At 63.6% G+C, this 22,942-nt stretch carries 23 protein-coding genes; 7 read left to right on the forward strand and 16 right to left on the reverse strand.

Annotated elements, in window-relative coordinates; genetic code table 11:
• Positions 1 to 64 precede the first annotated feature (64 nt).
• Entirely contained in the window at positions 65 to 1,261 is a 1,197-nt protein-coding gene (locus VGF98_11685) for a pyridoxal phosphate-dependent aminotransferase (GenBank protein ID HEY1682292.1), read from the forward strand.
• 28 nt (positions 1,262 to 1,289) lie between these two features.
• Complete coding sequence (gene trpS / locus VGF98_11690) at positions 1,290 to 2,372, forward strand: tryptophan--tRNA ligase (GenBank protein ID HEY1682293.1); 1,083 nt, start codon at positions 1,290 to 1,292, stop codon at positions 2,370 to 2,372.
• 10 nt (positions 2,373 to 2,382) lie between these two features.
• Here the strand turns inward: trpS and VGF98_11695 are convergent, their stop codons facing one another.
• The 16 genes from VGF98_11695 to rpmH form a co-directional block, all read right to left on the reverse strand.
• A complete protein-coding gene (locus tag VGF98_11695; protein ID HEY1682294.1) occupies positions 2,383 to 3,108 on the reverse strand; it encodes a bifunctional hydroxymethylpyrimidine kinase/phosphomethylpyrimidine kinase in 726 nt (241 codons plus the stop codon).
• Positions 3,105 to 3,773, reverse strand: coding sequence for a thiamine phosphate synthase (gene thiE, locus VGF98_11700; protein HEY1682295.1), 669 nt, complete (start codon positions 3,771 to 3,773; stop codon positions 3,105 to 3,107). The genes VGF98_11695 and thiE overlap by 4 nt, the downstream gene beginning before the upstream one ends.
• Entirely contained in the window at positions 3,749 to 3,931 is a 183-nt protein-coding gene (locus tag VGF98_11705) for a hypothetical protein (GenBank protein ID HEY1682296.1), read from the reverse strand. Before VGF98_11705 ends, thiE begins: the two co-directional genes overlap by 25 nt.
• Positions 3,928 to 4,779: a ParB/RepB/Spo0J family partition protein gene (locus VGF98_11710; GenBank protein ID HEY1682297.1), complete on the reverse strand. Its 852-nt coding sequence runs from the start codon at positions 4,777 to 4,779 to the stop codon at positions 3,928 to 3,930. Before VGF98_11710 ends, VGF98_11705 begins: the two co-directional genes overlap by 4 nt.
• Positions 4,776 to 5,531, reverse strand: a complete 756-nt coding sequence (locus VGF98_11715; GenBank protein ID HEY1682298.1) for an AAA family ATPase — start codon at positions 5,529 to 5,531, stop codon at positions 4,776 to 4,778. The genes VGF98_11710 and VGF98_11715 overlap by 4 nt, the downstream gene beginning before the upstream one ends.
• A 27-nt stretch (positions 5,532 to 5,558) precedes the next feature.
• Positions 5,559 to 6,986, reverse strand: a complete 1,428-nt coding sequence (locus VGF98_11720) for an HD domain-containing protein (GenBank protein HEY1682299.1) — start codon at positions 6,984 to 6,986, stop codon at positions 5,559 to 5,561.
• 122 nt (positions 6,987 to 7,108) lie between these two features.
• Positions 7,109 to 7,786, reverse strand: a complete 678-nt coding sequence (gene rsmG, locus VGF98_11725) for a 16S rRNA (guanine(527)-N(7))-methyltransferase RsmG (protein HEY1682300.1) — start codon at positions 7,784 to 7,786, stop codon at positions 7,109 to 7,111.
• The gene (locus tag VGF98_11730; protein HEY1682301.1) at positions 7,786 to 8,190 is read right to left on the reverse strand and encodes a DUF302 domain-containing protein; all 405 of its coding nucleotides are present in this window, start codon (positions 8,188 to 8,190) and stop codon (positions 7,786 to 7,788) included. Before VGF98_11730 ends, rsmG begins: the two co-directional genes overlap by 1 nt.
• Positions 8,183 to 10,054 carry a tRNA uridine-5-carboxymethylaminomethyl(34) synthesis enzyme MnmG gene (mnmG, locus tag VGF98_11735; protein HEY1682302.1) on the reverse strand — a complete coding sequence of 624 codons (1,872 nt, stop codon included), beginning with the start codon at positions 10,052 to 10,054 and terminating at the stop codon, positions 8,183 to 8,185. Before mnmG ends, VGF98_11730 begins: the two co-directional genes overlap by 8 nt.
• On the reverse strand, positions 10,051 to 10,611 hold the full coding sequence (locus VGF98_11740) for an HdeD family acid-resistance protein (protein HEY1682303.1): 561 nt from the start codon (positions 10,609 to 10,611) through the stop codon (positions 10,051 to 10,053). The genes mnmG and VGF98_11740 overlap by 4 nt, the downstream gene beginning before the upstream one ends.
• A gap of 94 nt (positions 10,612 to 10,705) precedes the next feature.
• Positions 10,706 to 12,052, reverse strand: a complete 1,347-nt coding sequence (gene mnmE / locus VGF98_11745; GenBank protein HEY1682304.1) for a tRNA uridine-5-carboxymethylaminomethyl(34) synthesis GTPase MnmE — start codon at positions 12,050 to 12,052, stop codon at positions 10,706 to 10,708.
• A gap of 8 nt (positions 12,053 to 12,060) precedes the next feature.
• On the reverse strand, positions 12,061 to 12,717 hold the full coding sequence (locus tag VGF98_11750) for a R3H domain-containing nucleic acid-binding protein (GenBank protein HEY1682305.1): 657 nt from the start codon (positions 12,715 to 12,717) through the stop codon (positions 12,061 to 12,063).
• Positions 12,718 to 12,722: 5 nt separating this feature from the next.
• A complete protein-coding gene (locus VGF98_11755; protein ID HEY1682306.1) occupies positions 12,723 to 13,595 on the reverse strand; it encodes a YidC/Oxa1 family membrane protein insertase in 873 nt (290 codons plus the stop codon).
• A complete protein-coding gene (gene yidD, locus VGF98_11760; GenBank protein ID HEY1682307.1) occupies positions 13,574 to 13,843 on the reverse strand; it encodes a membrane protein insertion efficiency factor YidD in 270 nt (89 codons plus the stop codon). The genes VGF98_11755 and yidD overlap by 22 nt, the downstream gene beginning before the upstream one ends.
• A gap of 1 nt (position 13,844) precedes the next feature.
• The gene (gene rnpA / locus VGF98_11765) at positions 13,845 to 14,165 is read right to left on the reverse strand and encodes a ribonuclease P protein component (protein HEY1682308.1); all 321 of its coding nucleotides are present in this window, start codon (positions 14,163 to 14,165) and stop codon (positions 13,845 to 13,847) included.
• Entirely contained in the window at positions 14,165 to 14,299 is a 135-nt protein-coding gene (gene rpmH / locus VGF98_11770; protein HEY1682309.1) for a 50S ribosomal protein L34, read from the reverse strand. Before rpmH ends, rnpA begins: the two co-directional genes overlap by 1 nt.
• Positions 14,300 to 14,440: 141 nt before the next feature.
• On the opposite strand from rpmH, the gene VGF98_11775 reads away from it, so the two are divergent.
• The 5 genes from VGF98_11775 (at position 14,441) to purH (ending at position 22,942) form a co-directional block, all read left to right on the forward strand.
• Positions 14,441 to 15,799 (forward strand): metallophosphoesterase, encoded by a 1,359-nt coding sequence (locus VGF98_11775; protein HEY1682310.1) that lies wholly within the window; start codon positions 14,441 to 14,443, stop codon positions 15,797 to 15,799.
• Positions 15,800 to 15,848: 49 nt separating this feature from the next.
• Complete coding sequence (fabF, locus tag VGF98_11780) at positions 15,849 to 17,114, forward strand: beta-ketoacyl-ACP synthase II (GenBank protein ID HEY1682311.1); 1,266 nt, start codon at positions 15,849 to 15,851, stop codon at positions 17,112 to 17,114.
• 104 nt (positions 17,115 to 17,218) lie between these two features.
• The gene (gene rnc / locus VGF98_11785; protein HEY1682312.1) at positions 17,219 to 17,821 is read left to right on the forward strand and encodes a ribonuclease III; all 603 of its coding nucleotides are present in this window, start codon (positions 17,219 to 17,221) and stop codon (positions 17,819 to 17,821) included.
• Positions 17,818 to 21,384 (forward strand): chromosome segregation protein SMC, encoded by a 3,567-nt coding sequence (gene smc / locus VGF98_11790; protein HEY1682313.1) that lies wholly within the window; start codon positions 17,818 to 17,820, stop codon positions 21,382 to 21,384. The genes rnc and smc overlap by 4 nt, the downstream gene beginning before the upstream one ends.
• Positions 21,377 to 22,942, forward strand: a complete 1,566-nt coding sequence (gene purH, locus VGF98_11795; protein HEY1682314.1) for a bifunctional phosphoribosylaminoimidazolecarboxamide formyltransferase/IMP cyclohydrolase — start codon at positions 21,377 to 21,379, stop codon at positions 22,940 to 22,942. The genes smc and purH overlap by 8 nt, the downstream gene beginning before the upstream one ends.

Here is a 22,942-nt window from a genome sequence, read left to right on the forward strand (position 1 = left end):
GCAAGTGGCCCCCTTGACGCGTTCCCACCAAGTTACAACGAGAGATTCGAAAGGGAAATCGTACATGCTCGCAACGCACGATGCCCGCATCACGTCTGCGGTCGAACGTTTGGGATCGGAGAACGCATTCGAAGTCCTGGCGCGCGCGCGCCAGCTCGAAGCGCAGGGCCGCCGCGTCGTGCATATGGAGATCGGCGAGCCGGATTTCGACACGCCCGAACACATCAAGAAAGCGGCGGTCGAAGCGTTGTACGACAGCCACACGCACTACACGCCGTCGGCCGGTATCCCGTTGCTGCGTGCGACGATCGCCGAGTATGCCAGCCGCTTCCGCCACATTTCGCCGGTGTATACGGCCGAAAACGTCGTCGTGGGACCGGGTGCGAAACCGATTATTTGGAACGTGTTATCGGCGTTGTTGAACCCGGGCGACGATTTCATTTATTTCGATCCGGCGTATCCCGCGTACGCTTCCTGTTCGAGTTATCTGCAGGCCAACGTGCACGCGATTCCGTTGCTCGAGTCGCGCAACTGGAGAATGGATCTCGACGAGCTTGAAACGCGCGTCTCGAATAAGACCAAAGCGCTCGTGATCAACTCGCCGCACAATCCGACCGGCGGCGTGCTGACGCGCGGCGATCTCGAACGCATCGCCGAGATGGCGCAACGCCACGACTTCCTCGTGATCGCCGACGAAATCTACAGCCGCAACTTCTACTTGGATTCTGACTATCTGTCGATCGCAGCTTTAGACGGCATGCGCGACCGCACGATTATCGTCGACGGCTTCTCGAAGGCGTACGCGATGACCGGCTGGCGCTTAGGCTATGCGATTCTACCGGAAGAGCTCGCGAAAGTCGTGACGCTGTTCAACAATAATACGTTCAGCTGCGTCACCGGCTTCGTGCAGATGGCCGGCGTCGCCGCGTTGACCGGTCCCGACGAACCGGTGCGCCGCATGAACGAAACGTTCCGTCAGCGCCGCGACCGTTTGGTCGCCGGTCTCAACGATATCGACGGCTTATCGTGCACCCTGCCGGAAGGCGCGTTTTACGCGTTTCCCAATGCGATGGCAATCACGCACGACGATCGCGCGCTCGCAAAATTCTTGCTCGAAGAGGGCGGCGTTGCATGCGGCGGCGGCTCGTCGTTCGGTGCTGCAGGCAAAGGCTATTTGCGTTTTTCATACGCCGCTTCGCTCGACGACATCGACTGGGCGCTCAAACAGATCGCCACCGTATTGCCTCAATTCAACGGCTAACGTCCTTCGTTTACAAGCAGACCCTAGCGTGAAGAAGATACTCCTTACCGGCGATACGCCGACCGGGCGGCTCCATCTGGGCCATTTGGTCGGCAGCATCGAAAATCGCGTGCGTCTCCAAGACGAGTACGATTGCTATTTCATCATCGCCAACAAGCACGCTTTTACGACGAATGCCGCAAATCCGGATGCGATTCGAGATAGCGTCATGCAAGTCGCGACCGACTGGCTTGCGGCCGGAATCGATCCGCAGAGGAGCTCGCTCTTTATTCAGAGTGAAGTCCCCGCGATCGACGAGTTAACGTTTTTCTTCTCGATGCTCTTACCGCTCAACCGGGTTCTTCGCAACCCGACGCTCAAGAGCGAGCTGCGCGACAAGAATCTCGGGGAAAACTACGCGTTCGGTTTTCCGTTGTATGCCGTGGGGCAAGTGGCCGACATCTTAGCCTTTCGCGCCGACGTCGTACCCGTTGGCGAAGACCAGCTTCCGCATTTGGAAATGACCCGCGAAGTGGTCCGGCGCTTCAACCAACTGTATTGCGGCGTCGACTCCAATGCGCCCGACGACCGACAAGTCGAGATGGGCGGATTGTTTCCGATGGTGCGGCCGTTGCTCGGGCGCGTCAAACGATTGGTGGGCATCGGAGCTCCCGGACCGGACGGTCAGCTTTTAAAGATGAGCAAATCGCTCAACAATGCGATCTATCTATCCGATTCGGCCGACGACGTACGGAAAAAAGTGAGAAGCATGTACACGGATCCTAACCGTTTACGCGCGACCGACCCCGGCCGGATCGAAGACAATCCGCTGTGGATTTTCCACGATGCGTTCAATCCCGATGCGGCGTGGGTCGAAGAGCATAAAGACTTATACCGACGCGGCCAGGTTGGTGATTCTCAGGTGAAAGACCGTCTCGTCGAGGTTCTGAACGACTTGCTGTCGCCGATTCGGGCGCGACGCGCGGAACTCGAACGCCGGCCTTACGACGTTCTCGATGCGCTTCGGTTGGGCACCGTCAGAGCGATTACCGCCACCGAAGAAACGGTCGCGCGAGCGAAAGAAAAAATGAAACAACATTTCTTCGACCGCTCCCTCAAACTCGTCCCCTAAGCGCCGGCGCTCAGCGCGCGGCGATTTGAGCGCGCACGTATGCGCGCGCTTCCACCACCGCGTGTCGCAGCGATGCGCCGCGCGCGAGCTCGCAGGCCAGTGCGATCGCCAGCGTACAGCCGGTCCCGCGCATCCGGCCGGCAATGCGCGTGTCGCCGAACGTCTCCGTTCCGTCGCGTGTTGCCAGCACGTCGACCGGGTCGCCGTCGAGGTGTCCGCCTTTCAACAACACGGCTCGCAAGCCGCGACGCAGGAGCGCCTCGGCTGCTGCGGCCATGCCGTCGCGCGCCGGCGCCAGGGCCTCGAGCAAAGCGGCGGCTTCGGCGAGATTTGGTGTCAGGATGACGCTCGGCAGCACCGAGATCATTGTGGAGAGCGCGGCGGCAACGTCGTTGCCGGCCAGCGCGCCGCCTAGGGTCGCGCGAAGCACCGGGTCGACAACCGCCGGAAGATCCGGCCGCGGTCGGAGCCGTGCTGCGACCGCTCCGACGTGCTCTGCGGACGGCAGCGCGCCGACGCGCATCGAACCGGCCGATTGCCATGGCAACGCATCGAGTTGCGCGTCGAACGTTCGTATGTCGACCGCCGCGAGCGCGCGTACTCCGGTGGAATCTTGGGCGCTGACGGCCGCCACGGCGGTAAAAACGCGCGCGCCCATCGCCGTGCCGACGACGATATCGCGTCCGGTTCCGGCCACGTTCCACGGATGCGTCGTGCCGATCGAGAGAACGATCACTCGCAGCGTTCCCGGTTCCAAATAGCGACTAGCTCGCGGGCAGCCGCGGCCGGATCCGGCGCGCTTGCGACGGCCGAGATAACCGCTGCCATCGCGACGCCCGTGCGTGCGATTTCGGCCATGTTTGCCGCACCGATGCCGCCGATCGCGGCGGCCGGGAGATCGCAGGCGGCGGCCACGGCACGCAACCCGTCGAGTCCGATGGGGGCGCCGGCGTCGACTTTCGAAGCGGTCGCGAAGACTGCGCCGATGCCGATGTAATCCGCGCCGGCGGCTTGGGCCGCGCGCGCTTCCTCCGGCGTGCCCGCGGAAACGCCGATGAGCCGGTCGATCGACCGCTCGCGCACGAGATCCAGGCCACCGAAGGCACCGTCGTCGGGTCCGAGGTGAACGCCGTCGCAATCGAATGCCAAGGCCGCCTCGATGTCGTCGTTGACGACGAGCAGTGTGCCGGTTTCCGCAGTTATCCCGCGCAGTGCTCGCAGCCGCGCCACATCGATGCCGCGCTTTGCGCGGTATTGCACGACGTGCACTCCGGCGCCGATGCATGCGCGCACGATGTCGACCGGATCGGGCGAGCCGTGGCCGTCATTCACGATTACGTACGGCCCGCGCAGCAACGCTAGACGCGCGTTGCGCGTCAGCGGCGAAACGTGCGGCGCCACGCGATCGCGTTGGCGATAAGATAGACGAGGAACAGCACGATGACCGCGATTGCAAAGGGAATTTGATGGCGCTGGATAGCGAGCGGAACTAGCAAGACGAAGCAGATCGCGCCGAACATCGCCATCGTGAGGATGCGCCCGATGACGGCGACGTTCATGATTCGCCGAGCAGCAGCTCGCCGATACGCACGAGCTCATCGCTATTGGTAAAACGCAATTCGATGCGTCCTCCGCGCTTACCACGAACGAGCGCCGCGTGCGCACCATAGCGTTCGCGCAGGCGGTTTTCGAAATCGAGTTCGTCGGGCGTTAAGCCGGTGCGCCGTCGGACCTTCGTCGTTGCGATGCCGGCCGCAATTCGCTCGAGCGCGCGCACCGTCAGTCCTTCACGAATCGCGCGCTCGGCCAGCGCGATGCGACGCTCGGGCGGCGCGGCCAGCAACGCGCGCGCGTGACCGGCCGACAGCTTCGCCGCGGCGACCATCGCTTTAATCGCGTCCGGGAGCGTCAGCAGTCGCAGCGCATTCGCAATCGCGGGACGGCTCTTTCCCAACCGTTGCGCGACCTCGTCTTGCGTAAGTCCGTGCTCGTCGGTCAGATCGGCGAAGCCGGCGGCTTCTTCGAGCGGATTCAAATCCTCGCGCTGCAGATTTTCGATCATCGCCAGTTCGAGCGCGACGCGGTCGTCGCTATCTCGCACGATGGCGGGAATCGTGGCGCGCTGTAATGCCGCGCTCGCGCGCCAGCGCCGCTCTCCGGCGATCAATTCGTAATCGTCGCCGCGCCGCCGGACGATGACGGGAACCAACACGCCGTATTCGGCGATCGAACGCTGCAAATCGTCGAGCGGTTGCGCATCGAATAGTTTACGCGGTTGGCGCGCGTTAGGCGAAATGCGTGCGACGGGTATTTCGCGCAACGCCTCATCGCGCGAGGACGGCGCAAGTGCGCTGCCGCTCAGTAACGCGTCGAGGCCTTTCCCGAGACCTCGTTTTGGGGTGCTCACGAAGCGACGCGCTCGGCGTCGAGCATTTCACGAGCGAGCGAAAGGTACGCTTGCGCACCCCGGCTCTTCACATCGAACAGAACGACCGGGCGGCCGAACGACGGCGCTTCGGAGATGCGCACGTTGCGCGGAATCTGTGTTTTAAACATTTCGCGCGGAAAGAACTTCACGAGTTCGTCGAGCACTTCGCCCGCCAATCGAGTGCGGCCGTCGAACATCGTCACCAGCACGCCGCCAACTCGCAGCTGCGGGTTGAGCGCCTGGCGCACGCGGCCAACGACAGCAACCAGTTGCGACAACCCCTCGAGCGCGTAATACTCGGCTTGCACCGGAATAAGGCATTCCGAGGCGGCCGTCAGCGCGTTGACCGTCAATAAGCCCAACGACGGGGGACAGTCGATCAACACGAAATCGTAGCGTTCGGCAACCGGCGCCAACGCCTGGCGCAAACGAGTTTCGCGCGATAGTGCCGACACGAGTTCTATTTCGGCGCCGGCCAAATCGATCGTGGCCGGCAACAGAAACAGCGTTTCGAGCTCGGTCGAAACGATCGCGTCGTCCGCGGCCACGTCGTGCAAAAGAACGTCGTACGTATCGTGCCGCACTTGCGTTTTGTCGACGCCGAATCCGGTCGTCGCATTGCCCTGCGGATCGGCATCGACGATCAGCACCCGACTTCCGCATACCGCTAGGGCCGCACCAAGGTTGACGGCCGTCGTGCTCTTGCCGACGCCCCCTTTTTGATTGACCAAAGCGATGATGCGCGGCAGGTTCCAACCTCACTTGGCGAGCGCCGCGCGCTCGGTATACCGGTCGAAGTATTGTTCCAAAAGGAGCAACAGCGAAGTGCGCTCGTTACGCTCGGGTGCATCGGTGACCTGCTCGAACAACCAGTGCAGCGCTTCGCCCACTCGCGCGTCGCCACGAAAGCCGGAATCGACCAGTCCGCGCCGCACCATCGCATCGATGACGTCGCTGCCGCGCACGTGCAGGTCGGTCACCGAAAATGCCGGTTTACGGTCGATTTCGGCCGATACACGTTCGGCGAAACGCTCGTTGTGGTCGCCGCGTTTCGGTAATCCCGAGCCGGCGACGTCGGCTTGTCGAACGGCGAAAAGGCGATCGATCCGTGCGAGTCCGACGCGACGGATGAAGCGCCGCACGGCTGCGTCGCTCAACGCTTCATCGGCTGCGAACATATGCAGCGCTACCAGCTGCGACACGTCGTCGACGATCTCGTTCGAAAAGCGTAGCCGCGTCAGCATCTGGGCGGCCATTTCGGAGCCGACGCTCTCGTGGCGATAAAAGTGCGGCCCGTCTTTCGTGCGTGGTTTTCCAACGTCGTGCAGCAGTGCGGCGAGCCGTAGCGTGAGGTCGCCCGGCGGCGTCGCGTCGACCGTCGCCATCGCGTGATGCCACACATCGTAGGCGTGCCACTCGTTTTGTTCCACGCCGTAGCCCTCGGTCAACTCCGGCCAGAACTCGCGTAAAACGCCGGTTTTCCTCAGCAATTCGAGGCCGGTCGACGGTCGCGGAGCTTTCAACAGCAGCTTGCTGAGTTCGTCGGCGATACGTTCCGGAGAAATCGTCGGCGTCAGGTGCGCCGAGCGCGTCATCGCTTCGAGCGTTTCGGCCGTGGGTGCATAGGCGAATCGAGCTGCGAATTGCGCTGCTCGCAGCATGCGCAGCGGATCTTCCTCGAATGCCTTGCGACTGAGGATGTCGATTTGGCGCAACGCGATGTCGCCGACGCCCCCATACGGATCGACCAGTATTCCAGAGGGAAGCGCGCGTGCCAGCATGTTCATGCGGAAATCGCGCCGGCCGAGATCGTCCTCGAGCGACACGTCGGGCCCGCTTTGCACCTCGAACTGCCGGTGTCCGGCGCCGGTGGAACGTTCGCGACGGGGCAACGCGATATCGACGGTCCGCCCAAAGAGCGTCAGCTTGACGACTGCAAACGCCGCTCCCACGACGTCGACACGGCCTAACGGTTGAAGGCATTCAAGCAAGCGCTCGGCAGTAATGCCGGTGACTAAGTAATCGAGATCGTCCTGCGTTTCGACGCTTTCACCGGCTGCCTGACGGAAATGGTCGCGAACTCGGCCGCCCACGGCGTACAGGCTCCCGGCCGGCAGCACCTCAGCCAATCGACGATCGATGACTGCGTCGATGCCTCGCTCTGGCGTTTCACGTGAAACAGTCATGGTAGTAGTTCATCTTTCTTTCCCGCCGGGAAACCCTCCGGGAAGCTCGCTCATCCAATGTTTCACGTGAAACAGTCGGGCGAAGCGAGGCGCCGGATACGGGCGTTCGAGGGTTACCGGCTCTAGCGCTCGAGGCAGAGTGGGCGCTGATCCGGCACCCCGGCTCGCCGCGGGAAGCGCTGCGGGGTGGGACCCAGCTTCCGCACCAAGATGATCCGCCGGTCACCCCCGGCCGGCAGCTCGGCCTCCACTTCAGCTGCTAGCACCGGTGCAGCATCGCTCATCGCTGCGCGCTCCGTTTCGTCGAGTTTGCCGCGCTGCAAGAGCGCTACTCCGCCCGCGGCGACGAACGGAAGCAGCAGTTCCATGACGGTCGGACCGCTACCGACGGCGCGGGCGGTTCCCGTGGTGAAGTGATCGCGCAGTCGCCCGACATGTCCGGCAACCTCGGCGCGTTCGTTCACGACTTCGCCCTCAAGCTCTAGCTCGTCGAGTGCTCTACGCAGGAAAAGGGCTTTTTTCTGCGTCGTTTCCACCATCGTGATTGGCCGGCCCGAAGCGATCGCCAGCGGAATGGCTGGAAAGCCGGCGCCCGAGCCGACGTCAATGAGGTCCGCTCCCAGATACGGTAGCAGTGAAAGGCTGTCAAGCAGGTGGGGAGCCAAGTCGTCCTCGGTCTTCGCGCCGGTGAGGTTCAGCGAACGATTCGTTTCAAGGACCAGGCGCCCGTATCGGGCGAGCCGGTCGCGAACGCCGGGTTCGACGCCGGCTGCATCGAGCAGCTCGGGCAGCAATGCCATCAGCCGATGGAGATCGCCGCGACTAGTATCTCTTGCGCCTTCGTCAGCCGGCCCGCCAGCTCGGGCGGGACGCCGTCTTCGCGCAACATGTGCTCGGCCGGGTGGAACGCGATCACGGTCGTGCCGTCGGGTCGTTCACGCGCCAGGACTCGCAGCGGAAGATCGAGTGCCGCTCCTGGTGCGGCCAGCATGACGGGCGTCCCCCCGGCGGGAGAGCCGTAGATCAAGACCGTCGCCGGCAGCATCTCCAGGCCGGCCTCACGGGCTCCGGCGGCATGGTCGATTTCGGAGAAAACGCGCATTCCCGCACCTTCGATTGTTTGCTTCAGACGGTCGACCGTCGCCGAAAACGGCAGTCCTGAAACGTGCTCGACGGCGGCCCCGTCGCGAACCGGGTTATCCACGATATTCTCCCTCTGTTACGGCCACTTGCGGGCGGCCAACAAAGACACTTAAAATTGCTACGTCCGCGGGGGTTACGCCCGGGATGCGCCCGGCGGCTCCAAGCGTCTCGGGACGCCGGCCGGTCAGTTTTTCGCGTGCTTCCCTCGATAGCGCTACCACCGCTCCGTAGTCGAACCAACTGGGAATCGGTACGCGCTCGGCCTTAGCGGCCTTTTCGATCGCGAGTTCCTGTCGCTTCACGTATCCGGCGATCTTGATTTCCAACGTGACTCGCTCGCCGATCTCGTCGGTGAGTCGGGGGTCGAAGTCCGTCGCGACATCGGAGTAAACAACCTCGGGCCGCCGCAAGGCCGATGCAATGGTCGTACCCGCTTCGAAGCGGTGCCCCCGCACATAGCGCGTGATTTCCGCACGACGAAGCCCGTCATCGAGCGCGTCGCGACGGGAGCCAAATGCCTCCCAGGCCTCGTCGCCGATCAATCCCGCTTCGCGTCCGACCGGGGTCAGGCGCAGATCGGCGTTGTCGTGCCGCAGCACGATCCGATGCTCGGCGCGCGAGGTCAACATGCGGTACGGCTCGTCGACGTCCTTGGTAACGAGATCGTCGATCAGGACGCCGATGTACGCTTGGTCTCGACCGAGCCGAACGGGCGCCTTCCCCAGGGCGGCGCGCGCCGCATTGATCCCGGCCATCAGACCTTGTGCGGCCGCCTCTTCGTAGCCTGACGTCCCATTCAACTGGCCGCAGTGGTACAAGCCGGCGACGCGCCGCGTTTCGAGCGTCGGCAGCAGCTCGATCGGCGGTACGGCGTCGTATTCGACGGCATAGCCCGGCCGGAGCATCGAGCAATGCTCTAAGCCGCGCATCGAATGCAGCATCGCCAGTTGCACGTCGGCCGGGAGCGACGTCGAGAAGCCGCCGACGTACAGCGTCGGCTCGTCCCAGCCTTCGGGCTCGATGAATATCTGATGGCTCGGGTTGTGGGCAAATTTAATGACTTTGTCTTCGATCGATGGACAGTAGCGAGGTCCGATTCCGCGGATCAAGTCGAGACCGTAGAGTGGCGATTTGGCCAAGTTATCGCGTACGAGCGCGTGGGTTTGCGCGTTGGTTTCGGTGATGTAGCACGGAAGTTGCGGACCGGCAAATCGCACCGGCGACCGGTATGAAAACATGAGTGGGACGGCACTCGGTGGCTGCTCCACCATCGCGGCACGGTCGATCGTGGCGCGATCGATGCGCGGCGGCGTTCCGGTTTTCAGCCGTCTCGTCGGGAATCCGAGCCGGCGCAGCGTGCGCGACAGTTCTGTCGCCGGCGCTTCACCAAAGCGGCCTTCGGGCAGAACGACGTCGCCGCGGAACGACTGTCCGCCAAGAAACGTGCCGGTCGCCAGCACCACGCGGCGCGCGCGAAACGTGCGGCCGTCGGAGGTGACTACGCCTCGCACGGCGCCGCCCGAGGTCAGGACGTTATCGATCAGTCCGGCAACGATCGTAATATTTTCGATGCCGCGCATTTCTGCGACGGCGTTGCGTGCATAGGCCGGCTTGTCCATTTGCTGGCGAAGCGCTCGAACGGCCGGTCCCTTGCTTTCGTTCAGGAAGCGAACGTGTAGCGAGCTGCGATCGGCCAAGCTTCCCATTGCGCCGCCGAGCGCGTCGATTTCTCGCACCAGTTGACCTTTGGCGCTTCCGCCGATCGAAGGATTACACGGGAGCGTACAAATTTTCGACGGATCGCCGGTTAGCAAAAGCGTCGGCACGCCCAAATGCGCCGACGCCAAGGCCGCTTCCAAGCCGGCATGTCCGCCGCCGACGACGATGACTGCTGCATCGTCGTCGCGCGTCGTCGAGATCGTCACACGGCCGCGACGGCACCGCCTGCTGACGGATGCGCACGTAAGCGAAACGCCAGCGCGATCATGATGATGCCGAAGACGACTGCATACGTCGCGACGATCCAAATAATCGACACTGCGGCCGCGATCGGATGCCAGAACATGAAGACGCCGAACACGATCGACGCGAGCCCGGCTAGGATGAGCAGCCACTCGTTTGCGATCGCTTTGCGCAGCTGTATGCCGGCTGCGATCTCGAGTATGCCGGTAACGAACGCCCACACCGCGATCGTGAAATACACCGCCAAAATCGTGATGCGGACGTCATAAAACGTTACGACACCGATGGCTAAGCCGACGATGCCTTCGAGTACGAACGGCCACCAGCGCTCGTGCGCTTGCGCGGCCCGAACTGCGGAAACGATTGCAAAAATGCCGTCGACGAATGCATACGCACCGAACAGAATGCACACGACATACCACGTTACGCCGGGCAAAGCGAATGCAAGAATACCGAAGATGACGGCTGCGATGCCGCGGATGAGGAGCGCCCACCAGTTGCGGGCGAGAACGTGAACCATGTCCGTGCTCCTTATGGATGGCGCGACAGAAAAACGATGCATTCGCCTTCAACGGCGCATGCGGAAATCATGCGCTGTCGGTGTGCGAACGCGATCACTTGCCGATGCAAAACCGAGCGAATATACGGTCCAGCAGCTCTTGGGCGGCGGCATTTTCGGTAACGTGGCCGAGCGCGGCGATGGCGCGCTGCAACTCACCCGTAATCAAATCGACCGGTTCGCCGCGGCGCAGGGTCGCGGCCGCGAGGTTCGACGCTTCCAGTGCCTCGTTGACGGCGTCGAACTCGCGCAGGGCGGCGAGATGCGGCCGCTCGACGTCGGGATCTTCGCCGTTCCATCCGGCGACGGCCAGCGCGCGCTCGATCCGTTCGACGGTTTGGGAATCCCACGTGCTGCCGCGAACGGCGTCCGGCCCGTTGTAGCTGCGGGCACCCGCATCGCCGGCGTCGGCCTTGTTCAAAAATACCACGCGTGGCCGGCCGTCCGTCCGATCCAAAAGCTCGCGCGCGGTCAGGTCGAGCGGCATCGAACCGTCGATCACGAGCAGCGCGACCCGCGCCCCATCGAGCGCCCGTCGCGTTCGCTCGATGCCTTCCGACTCGAGCCGTCCGGCGCCGGAGCGGATGCCGGCGGTATCGACGAGGCGCACCGGCACGTTGCCGATGGCGATCGACTCCTCAATGGTGTCGCGCGTAGTTCCGGCGATCTCCGACACCATGGCACGATCTTCGCCGAGCAGGGCATTCAGGAGCGAAGACTTGCCGGCATTGGGCGGTCCCACGATGGCGACCGTAACGCCCTCTCGCACCAGGCGGCCGCGCTCGCCGTCGCGCTGCAGGCCCTCGAGACGCACGATCGCAGCCTCGATCGCCGCCAGCAAAACGGCCGGATCCGGGTCGGGGACTTCATCGGGAAAGTCGACCGCCGCTGCCAACAGCTCGAGCGCGTCGCGTAAACCCGCGCGAACGTCCGCGACGTGGGCGGTGAGTCCGCCGGCCAGGTTAGCGCGAGCGGCACGAGCGGCCGAGCGCGTTTCGGCCGAGATGAGGTCGGCCACCGCTTCGGCCTGATGCAGTCCGAGTTTGCCGTTCAGAAACGCGCGCCGCGTGAATTCACCGGCATCGGCATAACGAGCACCGCAGGCGATCCACGCCCGAACGACCTCGCGGACGATGACCGGCGAGCCATGCAGCTGGAGCTCGAGTACGTCTTCGCCGGTGTAACTCGCCGGCGCCGGAAAGAACAGCGCCAGGCCATCGTCGATCGCGCGGCCGGTTTCGTCGAGCACTTCGACTCGAGCTGCAACGCGCGGCTGCAGAAGGCTGCGGCCGCGAACGAGACGGGCTGCCAGCGTCCGAACGCCCGGTCCGCTAGCACGAACGACGGCCAGCGCACCACGGCCGGGCGGCGTCGCCGGAGCGACGATCGTTTCGCCGCCCAACTCGCGGTCTAGGCCGGAAAAATGACGACCCGGCGTTCCGGTTCTTCGCCTTCGGACTCGGTCCGAACGTCCGGAAACTCGGTCAGCGCCAGATGCACGATCTTGCGTTCCGACGGCAGCATCGGTTCGAGACGTTGCGGCGAACTCTCGCGGATCGCACGGTCGCGCGTCGCCAGCGCCAGCGATTTGAGATGCTCGGCGCGGCGAGCGCGATAGCCTTCGGCATCGACCGTGTAATAGCGGCGATTGTTGCGAACGCCCGCGTTGAGGGCGTTGTTGATGACGAGGTTCATGGCTTCGAGCGTGTTGCCGTGACGCCCGATCAACATGCCCAACTCGGGGCCGGTGACTTCCAGATATTCACCTTCCGAGCGCGGGATGTAATGAATTTCGGTGTTTTGCAGACCCATCAGTCGCAGTAGCTCGGCAAGGATGTCGTGTGCCGGCTTGGCGTTGTCGGGAAGATCGAAATGCTCTTGCGTGGCACTCGATCGATGCAACGGCGCACCGTATCGACGGCCGTTGCCCGGCGGGCGTCCGCCGGTGCGACGGGCTCCGTCGCCGCCGCGCTGCACGCGGTTGTCTCCGCCGGGACGGCCCGGAATTGCCCGGTCGCGAATGTTGGCGGGTTGTTCTTCGTATTCGAAATCGTCTTCGTATAACATTACGATTACGCGCCTTTCTTGTTTTTCTTCGGGCGATTGCCGTTCGTTCCGGCACTCTTTTTGGCCGCACCGTTGCCGCCGGAGCTTTTCGAAATTGCTTTGGCTGCTTGGGGCGGAAGCGGCCCGTCGTCGGTGACGAGGTGCTGGCTGTCGGCAAACGATAGCGGTTCGTGATAGCGGCGAAGCATGTAGAACGTTTGCGCCATGGTGAAGATGTTGTACGACAGCCAGTACACGACCATCGCCGACGGCCACTGATACTTCCAGCCGAAAAAGCCGAGCATCAACGGCGAGATCAATGACATCGTGCGCTGCATGCTGGCTTGCTGCGGATCGGTTGCCGGCATGCTGCCGAACCGGACGCTCAGATACATCGACAGCGCGTACAGCACGAGTAAAATGATGTCGCTGTGCGCCAGACTGATCGCCATGATATGTGGAATCGACAGCGACAGCGGCGAGCCGATCCACAAAAAGTCCTGATTTTCGAACAGCGACTTGTGGTTGAGTACGACGTAGTACACGCTGATGATGAACGGATACTGTACCAGCATCGGCCAGCAGCCGGCCAACGGGTTGACCCCGTTTTGCTTGTACAACGCCATCGTTTCTTGCTGCAGCTTGGCGGCGTCGGCTTTGTCTTTGTAGCGCTCCTGCAGTTTCTTGATCTGCGGAGCGACGCACTGCATCTTGAGCATTGACTTGAACTGTGCCGCGTTGAGCGGCCAGAACACGATCCGGATCAGCGCGGCGAAGAGGACCAGCGTGATTCCGAGATTATTGATCGGGCGATTGATCTCTAAAACGAGCCACGACAGCGCGTTGACGATCGGATCGAGCCACGAGGTTGCGAGGATTACGTGTGCGAGCGGGTGCAACGAAGCCGGGTTCCTTTACGCGAAGCGCGAGCGTGGGCCGGAACGACGAAGTCGACGCCGCCGGGATTGAACGGATGACAGCGTGCCAACCGCGCGAGCGCCAAAAGGCTTCCGCGCAGGATCCCATGCTCGTTCACCGCGTCGATCGCGTACTGCGAACAAGTGGGATAAAAGCGGCACGCGGCCGGCATGTACGGTGAGATGACCAGTTGGTACGCGCGAAGTAGCGCGATTGTGGCGGCGCGCACGTTATCGAGAAACCAGCGAACACAGCTCGGCGCGTAGTTCGCCGAACGTCAGCGCGGCGGCGGACGGGCGCGGAACGATAAGTATGCGTACTCGGCTCGGGCCGAGTAGTTCGTTCACGATCGCCGCGATACGGCGACGCAGCTTGTTGCGGACAACGGCTTTTCCGATCGATGCGCTCACGGTGATGCCGACCAGCGAAACGGAATCGCCCGGGGCGGCGGGGGTGGTGTAGATGGTCACGCTGGGGGTCGTCATGCGCCGGCCGCCCCGCTTGAGCCGGCCGAAATCGGCCCGGCGGCGCAGGGCTGCAAAACGGCGCATTAGACCGTCAGGCGATGGCGCCCCTTCTTGCGGCGGCGCGCCAACACTTTGCGGCCGTTCTTGGTGCTCATCCGCTCCATAAAACCGTGGACGCGCTTGCGCCGGCGGTTGTGCGGTTGAAAAGTCCGCTTCATCGAAAATCTTCCTCACACGAACAAAAGAACTGCCCCCGGCCGAGCCGACGACAGATAGCCACTGATTATAGATGCGGAGTCGCCGGAGCGTCAAGGACAAGTCACCGGGCCTGGAGGCTTTTCGGGCGAATCGCCCCGGTGATGGCCCGCATTCTCTCCGCCTTCCTCTTGGTACTGGCGCTCACCGCTGCCGCTCCGAAGCCCAGGGATCCGGGGGATGCGACCTGGCTTGTCGTGAGCGACATCCATCTCAATCCGTTCGACCGCTCGGCCGAACCGTCGCCCTACGGCCATGATGGGAACGCCGCTCTGCTCGCGTCGCTCCTGCGCGCTATGCACGCCGCCGCCCCCAACCCAAGCCTGATCGTCTTGCCGGGCGACTTCCTCGCGCACCACTTCGGGCTGCGCTCGCACGAGCATCAGGCGTCGGCCGACGCAGCCGGATTGCGGACGATGGCGATCGTGGCACGGGCGTTGGGGCGCGCCTTTCCCACCAGCCGTTTCGCCGTCGCTCTCGGCAACAACGACACACCCTGTGGCGACTATCGCACCGATTTCGGGACGCCGTACGCTCGCGCACTGGCCGCGGTGTGGGCTCCGCTCATCCTGCGTGGCGCCCCGGCGAGCGCTCAAGCCGCCCTGGCTCGCGACGGCTACTACGCGCTGCGCCCGTTTCAGGGCATCCGGGTGGCGGTGCTCGACACGGTCGTCTATTCGCAGATGAGTCGCGGACCGTGCCCGGGCAGCGTCGCCGCTTCACCGCAGCGGCAGATCGATTGGCTCGATACGACGCTGCCGTCTACTCCGCCGGGCATTCGCAACGTCGTCTTGATGCACGTGCCGCCGGGCTACGATGCCTATTCCACCCAAATCGCACGCGGCTTTTTGGCGTGGCCGTTCTTGCGTTTGCCGTGGAACGAACGGCTCGCTCAAACGATCGCGGATCCTCGCAACCGAATCGCCTTTGCGCTCGCCGGACACACGCATCGTTTCGATGTGCGCGTCGCGGGCGACGTTCCGATCGTCGTGCTCGGCGCGGTCTCCCCAATCTACGAAAACAATCCCTCCTTCTATGCGCTGCACGTCGGACGCGATGCGACGCTGCGAGACGTCGACGCCTACACGTTCGATGAAACCGCACAAGCGTGGAGCGGCCCGCGACGTTTCGACTCGATGTGGAACGTCGGACGCATCGATGCAAAAACTGCACTCGCGTTGCACGAACGCCTTGGAACCGATGCAGCAGCGCGCAGCTCGTGGGGCGCCATGTCCAGCGGATGGCCGGCGTTCGGTTCGCCGATGTCGGGCATGTGGCGGGCGCGCTGGCGTATCTCTTGGTGTGCGCAGGTCGAGCTTTCCGACGGCTTCGCTCGCTGCGCGGGCATTGCCCGGAGGGTCGAATTGGCTCGCGTCGCCATGCTGGCGGGGGTAGGCATCGCGCTCGTGGCGCTTGGATTACTGATTGCAGTCATCGTTCGTTCCGCCGTCGCACGGCGCTAAGCGGGCTTGAAAAGGGACGGATTCGGCGCCGCCGTAACTTGCTGGAGCTTTGAACGATTCTCTTACCCGGGTGCAGCGCCGCCGCGTGGTCGTAACCGGCCTCGGCGCCGTGACGCCCATCGGAAACAACCGTAAGGACTTCTGGAGAAACTGCGTCGCCGGTGAGTCGGGCGTTGCTCCGATTACCGCATTCGACGCGACGCTGTTCGCAACGCGCATCGCGGCCGAGGTCAAAGATTGGGCACCCGAGGAACTGCTCGGACGCAAAGAGGCGCGCCGTATGGATCGCTTCACGCAGTTCGCGGTCGTCGCCGGGGCCGAGGCGATCGCCGACGCGCGGCTTCCCGAAGACGCGGAGTATCGTTCGCGCGTCGGAGCGGTACTCGGTACCGGCATCGGCGGTATTATCACGTTTTGGCTCAATTCTGAAAAGGCCAGCGAGAACGGGACGTGGTCGAAAGTCACTCCCTTCTTCATACCTATGCTGATGTCGAACGCGCAAGCGGCGCACATTTCCATGCGCCACAACTTCCGCGGCCCAATTTTTTCGGCCGGAAGTGCGTGCGCCAGCGCAAACGATGCGATCGCGACCGCATACAACTACATCGCGTTCGGCGACGCCGATGCGATGATCACGGGCGGCAGCGAGGCGACGGTGTCGCCGCTGGCGATCGGCGGCTTTGCGTCGATGCGCGCTATGTCCACCCGAAACGACGACCCCACCCGCGCGAGCCGTCCTTTCGATCGCGAGCGCGACGGTTTTGTGTTGGGAGAAGGCGCCGGCGTGCTGGTGCTCGAGGAGTACGAAATCGCGAAAAAGCGCGGCGCGCATATCTATTGCGAGATGTTCGGTTACGGCCAGTCCGCCGATGCGTACGACCTGGTCGCAGTCGATCCCGACGGCACCGGTGTGATGTTGGCACTGACGCGCGCGTTCGAGAAATCGGGCATCGCGCCGGCCGACGTCGACTATATCAACGCGCACGGAACGTCGACGCCGATCGGCGACCCAGCCGAATCGAAGGCCATCGAAAAAGCATTCGGCGATCATGCGACGCGGATGGGGGTCAGCTCTACCAAGTCGATGCACGGCCACGCGCTGGGTGCGGCCGGCGGAATCGAAGGCGTAGCGACCGTCCTGGCCGTCGCCGACGACATTATGCCGCCCACGATCAACTACGAATTTCCCGATCCCGAGTGTACGCTCGACTACGTGCCCAACATCGCGCGCCGGGCGCCGGTTCGGGTGGCACTCTCCAATTCGTTCGGATTCGGCGGTCACAACAGCGTGATCGTCTTCGGCAAAGTACGTTAGGACCGATTCTGGCTGGCGAGGCGCATCGCCGCCGGCTGCGCGACCTGCTGCGGCTGGCCGGTGTCGAACGTGCGGGCGATCTTGCGATCGTCGAGCGCGCCTTCGTGCACGAAAGCTACGCGCGCGAAGGCGGGATCGAATCCAACGAACGCATGGAGTTTTTGGGCGATTCGGTTCTTGGGTTTATTACCGCGGAGTGGCTGCACGAGCGGTTCGGCCAAGAACCAGAAGGCATGTTGACGTTGCGCAAAGCCGCGATCGTCAACGACGCAGAACTTGCGGAAACCGCGCGGCGGCTGGGATTTTCGTCGATCATCCAACTCGGTGCGGGTCTGCGCGCTTCGGGCGGAACCGGCAACACGTCGGTATTAGCGGATGCCTTCGAAGCATTCGTTGCCGCCGTGTTCTTGCGCTACGGACTCGACAAAGCGCGGCGCTTCTTGCTGGCCGAGCACGTCGAGCAGGTTTCCGGGCGCCTTCGCGATTTGGTCGACCCAAAGACGCGACTGCAACATTACGCGCAGGAACATCTATCGGCTACGCCCATGTATAGCGAAGTCGACGACGGAACTCCGCAGGCTCCCGCGTTCGAGTCGACCGTGAGTGTGGCAGGCAAGGAGTTGGGAACCGGCAATGGTTCGTCGAAGAAGGCCGCGCAGCGCGCTGCCGCAACCGATGCGCTTGCAGGCTTAGGACAGCGCACATGAAGCTCAAGCACGTCAAGACATTTGGATTCAAGACGTTTGCCGACCCGACGACGCTTACGTTTTCGCCGGGCATTACGGCCATCGTCGGACCGAACGGCTCGGGCAAATCGAACTTGGTCGACGCATTCCGCTGGTCGCTGGGAGAGACGTCCAACAAGAGCTTGCGCGGCGGCAAATTGGAAGACGTGATCTTCGCCGGTAACGATTCGCGCAAGCCGCTCGGCTTGGCCGAAGTCTCGGTGCTGTTCGATAATTCCGACGGACGCTTGCCGGTCGCGTTTGCGGAAGTGGAAATTACCCGGCGCACGTATCGTACCGGCGACAGCGAATATTTTATCAACCGGTCTCCGGTTCGCTTGCGCGACATCGCCGACTTACTTTCGGGAACCGGCTTGGGCGTCGGGTCCTATGCGATGATTTCGCAAGGACAGATCGATGCCATACTCACGAGCAAACCCACCGACCGGCGCGTGCTGTTCGAAGAGACCGCCGGAATCGGAAGGTTCTTAGCGCGTAAGAACGAGTCGATGCGCCGGCTGGAACAAACCGAACGCAATGCGGTGCGGCTCAACGACCTGATCGTCGAACTCGAGCGCCGCGTCCCCGAATTGGAAACGCAAGTACGTCGTGCAAAGCGCTACCGGAAAGTCAGCGCTCGCGTTCGCGACCTCGAAATCCTCGGCTATTTGCGGGCCGGCGCGTCGCGTCGCGCCGAGCGGGAAATGGTGCGTGCGCAGTTAGATGCAGGCGAAGCGCGGCGCGCTGCGGCGGCCGCCAACGTCGCGAGCTTGGGAGCCAAACTCGCCGGCGCGCGCACGGATGCATACCGGCAAGAACTCGCACTCGAAGAAGCGCGAACGCACGTGCAATCGCGTCGTGCCGAGCTCGCGCGACTCGAAGCCGATTACGCGGCGTCGCTAGCGCGACGCGAGGCGTTGGAAGGCCAGTCCACGCAGACCGCGCAAGACGCCGCGCGCGCCCAGCAAGAACGCACGACGTTGCAAGCCACGATCGAACTGCGCGAGCGCGAGATCGCCCCGCTCGCAGAAGAACTCGATACAGCACGCGAACGGGAGCTGGAGGCAGCGAACGCCCTGACGGCGGCGCGCTCGACGCTCGAACAGATCTTCACGCAGTTGCGCGAGGTGGAAGCCGCGGCTGCCGAGCGCGCGACTGCGAACGCGGAGCGTCGCGTCCAGGCGGAAAATCTGCGCGCACAGTCGGAACGTGCCGATCGCGACCTCGAGGCCGCGCGCGAACGTGCGGCGCAGCTGGCGATTGCAGCGGGATCGGCGGCGCATGGATTGCGCGAACGTGGCGAGCGTACCGCCGAGTTAGAAGACGTCCGGCGCGATAACGCTGCCGGCCTCGAAAGCGCAGAGCGCGAAGCGTCGGAGGCCCAAGACGTCTTGGCCGCTGCGCTGTCGAGCCATCGCGATGCGATGTCGGCCGTTACCGGCGCCGAATCCCGGCTGCACACGATCGAAGAGCTCGAGAACAACTTAGAAGGTCACGTGCCCGGGACGCGTGCGGTGGTCGAAGCGTGGCAGCGCGGCGAGTTGAGCGGCATCGAGGGCATCGTTTCGAACTTAGTAACGATCGACGAGCGATACGCTCGAGCGATGGACGTCGCGTTCGGCGCGCGTCTTTCGAACGTCGTCACGACAACCTCGGAAGGCGCGGAGCGTTGCATCGAGTTTCTCAACCGCAAAGAGGCCGGTCGCGCGACGTTCTTACCGCTCGATACGCTACGCAATCGCGAGGGGCGCGTGCTGCCCGACGAGTTAGGCCGCGTTCCCGGCGTGATCGGGTACGCGCACGCATTGGTAGAGACTGACGAGCGGTTCCGGAGTATCGTCAATTTTCTCGTGGGCAACGTGTTGATCGTCGACCGGCTGCAAACCGGCATCGAGCTGGTTCGCGCACGCGGCTTGCGCGACACCGTCGTTACCCTCAGCGGCGAGCAGATTACCGGCGGCGGCGCGATTACCGGCGGCCGTTTTCAACGAGAGCGGTCGATTTTGTCGCGGCGCGTGCAAGCCAGGACGTTGCGCGAAACGCTGATCGAGCTCCGTGCGAACTTAGCGCGTGGCGAAGCCGCCTTACAAGCCGCCCACGAACGCGCGCAAACGGCCATCGACGCGCGCGAAAACGAGCGTCGTGGGCTGGCGAATCTCGACCTGCAGATGGCCGAGTTGCGAGCCCAAGCGGCGGCTGCGGCGACCGAGGCGCGGCGCACCGAGACCGAGTCGGCCGCAGCAAGTGCGCGCGTCGAAGAATTGGCGGTTTTACAGCGCGAGTCGCGCGAGCAACGGCGTGTGGCCGAAACGACCGCCGTCGCCGGCGACGAAACGGACGCCGACCGCACGCGGCTCGAAGGTGACCTTGCACAAGCGCGTTCCACGATCGGCCAGGCCGAAGAACGACAAACGCATGCGGCTTCGCGAGCGTCGGACATCCGCGAACGTCTCGCGGGACTTGGCGCCGATCGCGACGCGTCGCGCGCTCGATTGGGGATTCTCGACGTCGACGAAAAGCGTGCGATCGGTGCGCGAGAATTGATGCTGGCCGACATCGCAACGCTGGCCGATGAGACGCGCTCGCTGCACGTTCGTATCGAGGGAGAGCGGCGCGGCGTGAACGACGGCGATGCGGCGCTCGAGCACGCCCGCCGCGATCGCGACCGCATCGCAGCAACGCAGCTCGAAGTCGAAGCCGATTTGAAGCTGGCCGAACAGACCGAACGCGAGGCGTCGGGCGTGGGCGAGCGCGATCGTACGCGTTTAGCCGAGATCGATGCGGAGCTCGGTATGCTCGTATCGCAGTTCGCGGCCAACCCGGCCGACGAGGAAGAGTGTCGCGACGTCGAAGCGCGCTACGCCGGCGAGCCCGACGAGGTGGTCGACGACTTACCGCGACTGCGCGAAGAGTTCGCGCGTCTGGCGACCAATGCGAATCTCAACGCCGAGGCCGAGCGTGACGAAGTCAACGAGCGCCAAACGTTTCTACGCACGCAAATGGACGACCTGACCGCTGCCCGCGAAACGCTCCTGGAGTCGATTCGCGAGATCGAGCTTCAGACGCAGGCGCAGTTCAACGAAACGTTTGCAAAAGTGGCCGACGCGTTTGCGAAAACGTTTGCCGAGATTTTCCCGGGCGGAACGGCGTCGATGTGGCAGAGCAATCCGGAAAATCTTTCCGAAACCGGCATCGAGATCGCGGTCGCGCCGCCCGGTAAGAAGTCGATGCCGCTGGCCGCGCTGTCGGGCGGTGAGCGCGCGATGACGGCGGCAGCGTTGATCTTCGCGCTCATGACGGTCAAGCCGTCGCCGTTCTACCTGCTCGACGAAGTCGATGCGGCGCTGGACGACGCCAACGTCGAGCGATTCGCGGCCATGATCCGGAAGTTCTCGGCCGACGCGCAGATGATCATCGTCACCCACAACAAGCGGACGATGGAACTCGCCGACCGGCTCTACGGCGTGACGATGCGCGAGCCGGGCGTCAGCGCGATCGTATCGGCCGAGCTGTCACCGCTCGCGCCGGAGCTGTCACTTGCCTGAGGCGCGCCCAACGGCGTTGCTGTCGCTTTCGGACAAAACCGGCGCCGAAGCATTGGCTCGTGCCCTGATCGAGCGCGGCATGGCAATCTACGCGACCGGCGGTACGCGCGCGCACCTAGTAGAATGTGGCGTCGCCGTGCGGGGTGCCGGCATCATCACCGGCTTCCCGGAACTGTTCGGCGGACGCGTCAAGACACTCCATCCAAAAATTTTCGGTGGGATTTTATACGACCGGGACGACGCCGATCACGCCCACCAGGCCGAAACGTATGCGATTCCGCGGATCGACGTCGTCGCCGTCAATCTGTATCCGTTCGAGGATACGGTCGGGCGGGCGGGGGTGACGTTGAGCGATGCGATCGAGCAGATCGACATCGGGGGCGTTGCGCTGTTGCGCGCGGCCGCAAAAAACTTCGCGCACGTATCGATCTTGACCGACCCGTCGCAATACGAATCGTTTCTTTCAGCGTTGGCCGCCGGGCAAGATTTGGCGGCGTTACGGCGCCGCCTGGCGATCGTCGCATACGAGCGGACGGCCGAATACGACGTCGCGATCTCGCACTATCTCGCGACCGCCGGGGAAGTGCCGCCGAGCGAGTTGCCCGGCGCGCTGGCTCTGACGCTGCCGCTCGTGAAGCGATTGCGCTACGGCACGAATCCGCAAGAACGCGCGGCATTTTATCTCGATCGCCGCGATCGTCTGCCCGAACAGCTGCATGGCAAGACGCTAAGCTACAACAATCTACTCGATTTAGACGCGACGCTTCGGTTGCTTTCGCGCGCGGCGCTGGGAGCCGATTTCGGTAGCGAGCACGAGCGCTACGTGCGCGCCGTCGTTGTGAAACATACGATTCCGTGCGGGGTCGCGCAACGCTCGCGCGTCGATCTGGCGATTGCGGAAGCGTTGGCGGCGGATTCGATTTCGGCCTACGGCGGCATCGTCGCCACCGACGCGCGGATCGATCTGGCGGCAGCCGAATCGCTATCGAAATTCTTTTTGGAGATCGTCGCGGCGCCGGAGTTCGACGATGACGCGCTGGCGTTGCTGTGCAAAAAGAAAAATTTGCGGGTCATGCGTTTCCACGAAGATCTTCCGCACGTGTTGGCCGGCGAGCTGCGCGTTCGTAGCGCGTTGAGCGGCGTGTTGGCTGAAGATAACGATCCGGCGGCTCCGCCCGAACGATGGCGGGTCGTGAGCAAACGGCAGCCGGAACCGCAACAATGGCACGACATTGCATTGGCCTGGGACGTCGTACGGCACGTCAAATCGAACGGCATCGTGATCGCTAAAAACGGAACGACGCGCGGCATCTGCGCCGGCCAAACGAATCGCGTATCGGCGGTTCGGATCGCCGCCATTCGCGCCGCGGTTACCGGCGCGGCGTGTGCGAGCGACGGATCGTTTCCATTTCCGGACGGCCTCGAAGCGGCGGTCGAAGGCGGCTGCACCGCCATCATCGCGCCCGGCGGCTCCATTCGCGACGAACTCGTGATCGAAGCCGCCGACCGGCTCGACGTCGCGCTGGTCTTCTCTACCTACCGCTACTTCACGCACTGA

It is taken from the genome of Candidatus Tumulicola sp. (assembly GCA_036490475.1).
Lineage (GTDB): Bacteria > Vulcanimicrobiota > Vulcanimicrobiia > Vulcanimicrobiales > Vulcanimicrobiaceae > Tumulicola.

Excerpts from the sequence above, each read along its gene's own strand:
- VGF98_11685 (HEY1682292.1), top strand. The coding sequence starts at position 65 with ATGCTCGCAACGCACGATGCCCGCATCACGTCTGCGGTCGAACGTTTG.
- VGF98_11705 (HEY1682296.1), bottom strand. The coding sequence starts at position 3,931 with ATGAACGTCGCCGTCATCGGGCGCATCCTCACGATGGCGATGTTCGGC.
- VGF98_11720 (HEY1682299.1), bottom strand. The coding sequence starts at position 6,986 with ATGACTGTTTCACGTGAAACGCCAGAGCGAGGCATCGACGCAGTCATC.
- rsmG (HEY1682300.1), bottom strand. The coding sequence starts at position 7,786 with ATGGCATTGCTGCCCGAGCTGCTCGATGCAGCCGGCGTCGAACCCGGC.
- VGF98_11740 (HEY1682303.1), bottom strand. The coding sequence starts at position 10,611 with ATGGTTCACGTTCTCGCCCGCAACTGGTGGGCGCTCCTCATCCGCGGC.
- VGF98_11750 (HEY1682305.1), bottom strand. The coding sequence starts at position 12,717 with ATGTTATACGAAGACGATTTCGAATACGAAGAACAACCCGCCAACATT.
- rnpA (HEY1682308.1), bottom strand. The coding sequence starts at position 14,165 with ATGCGCCGTTTTGCAGCCCTGCGCCGCCGGGCCGATTTCGGCCGGCTC.
- rpmH (HEY1682309.1), bottom strand. The coding sequence starts at position 14,299 with ATGAAGCGGACTTTTCAACCGCACAACCGCCGGCGCAAGCGCGTCCAC.
- VGF98_11775 (HEY1682310.1), top strand. The coding sequence starts at position 14,441 with ATGGCCCGCATTCTCTCCGCCTTCCTCTTGGTACTGGCGCTCACCGCT.
- smc (HEY1682313.1), top strand. The coding sequence starts at position 17,818 with ATGAAGCTCAAGCACGTCAAGACATTTGGATTCAAGACGTTTGCCGAC.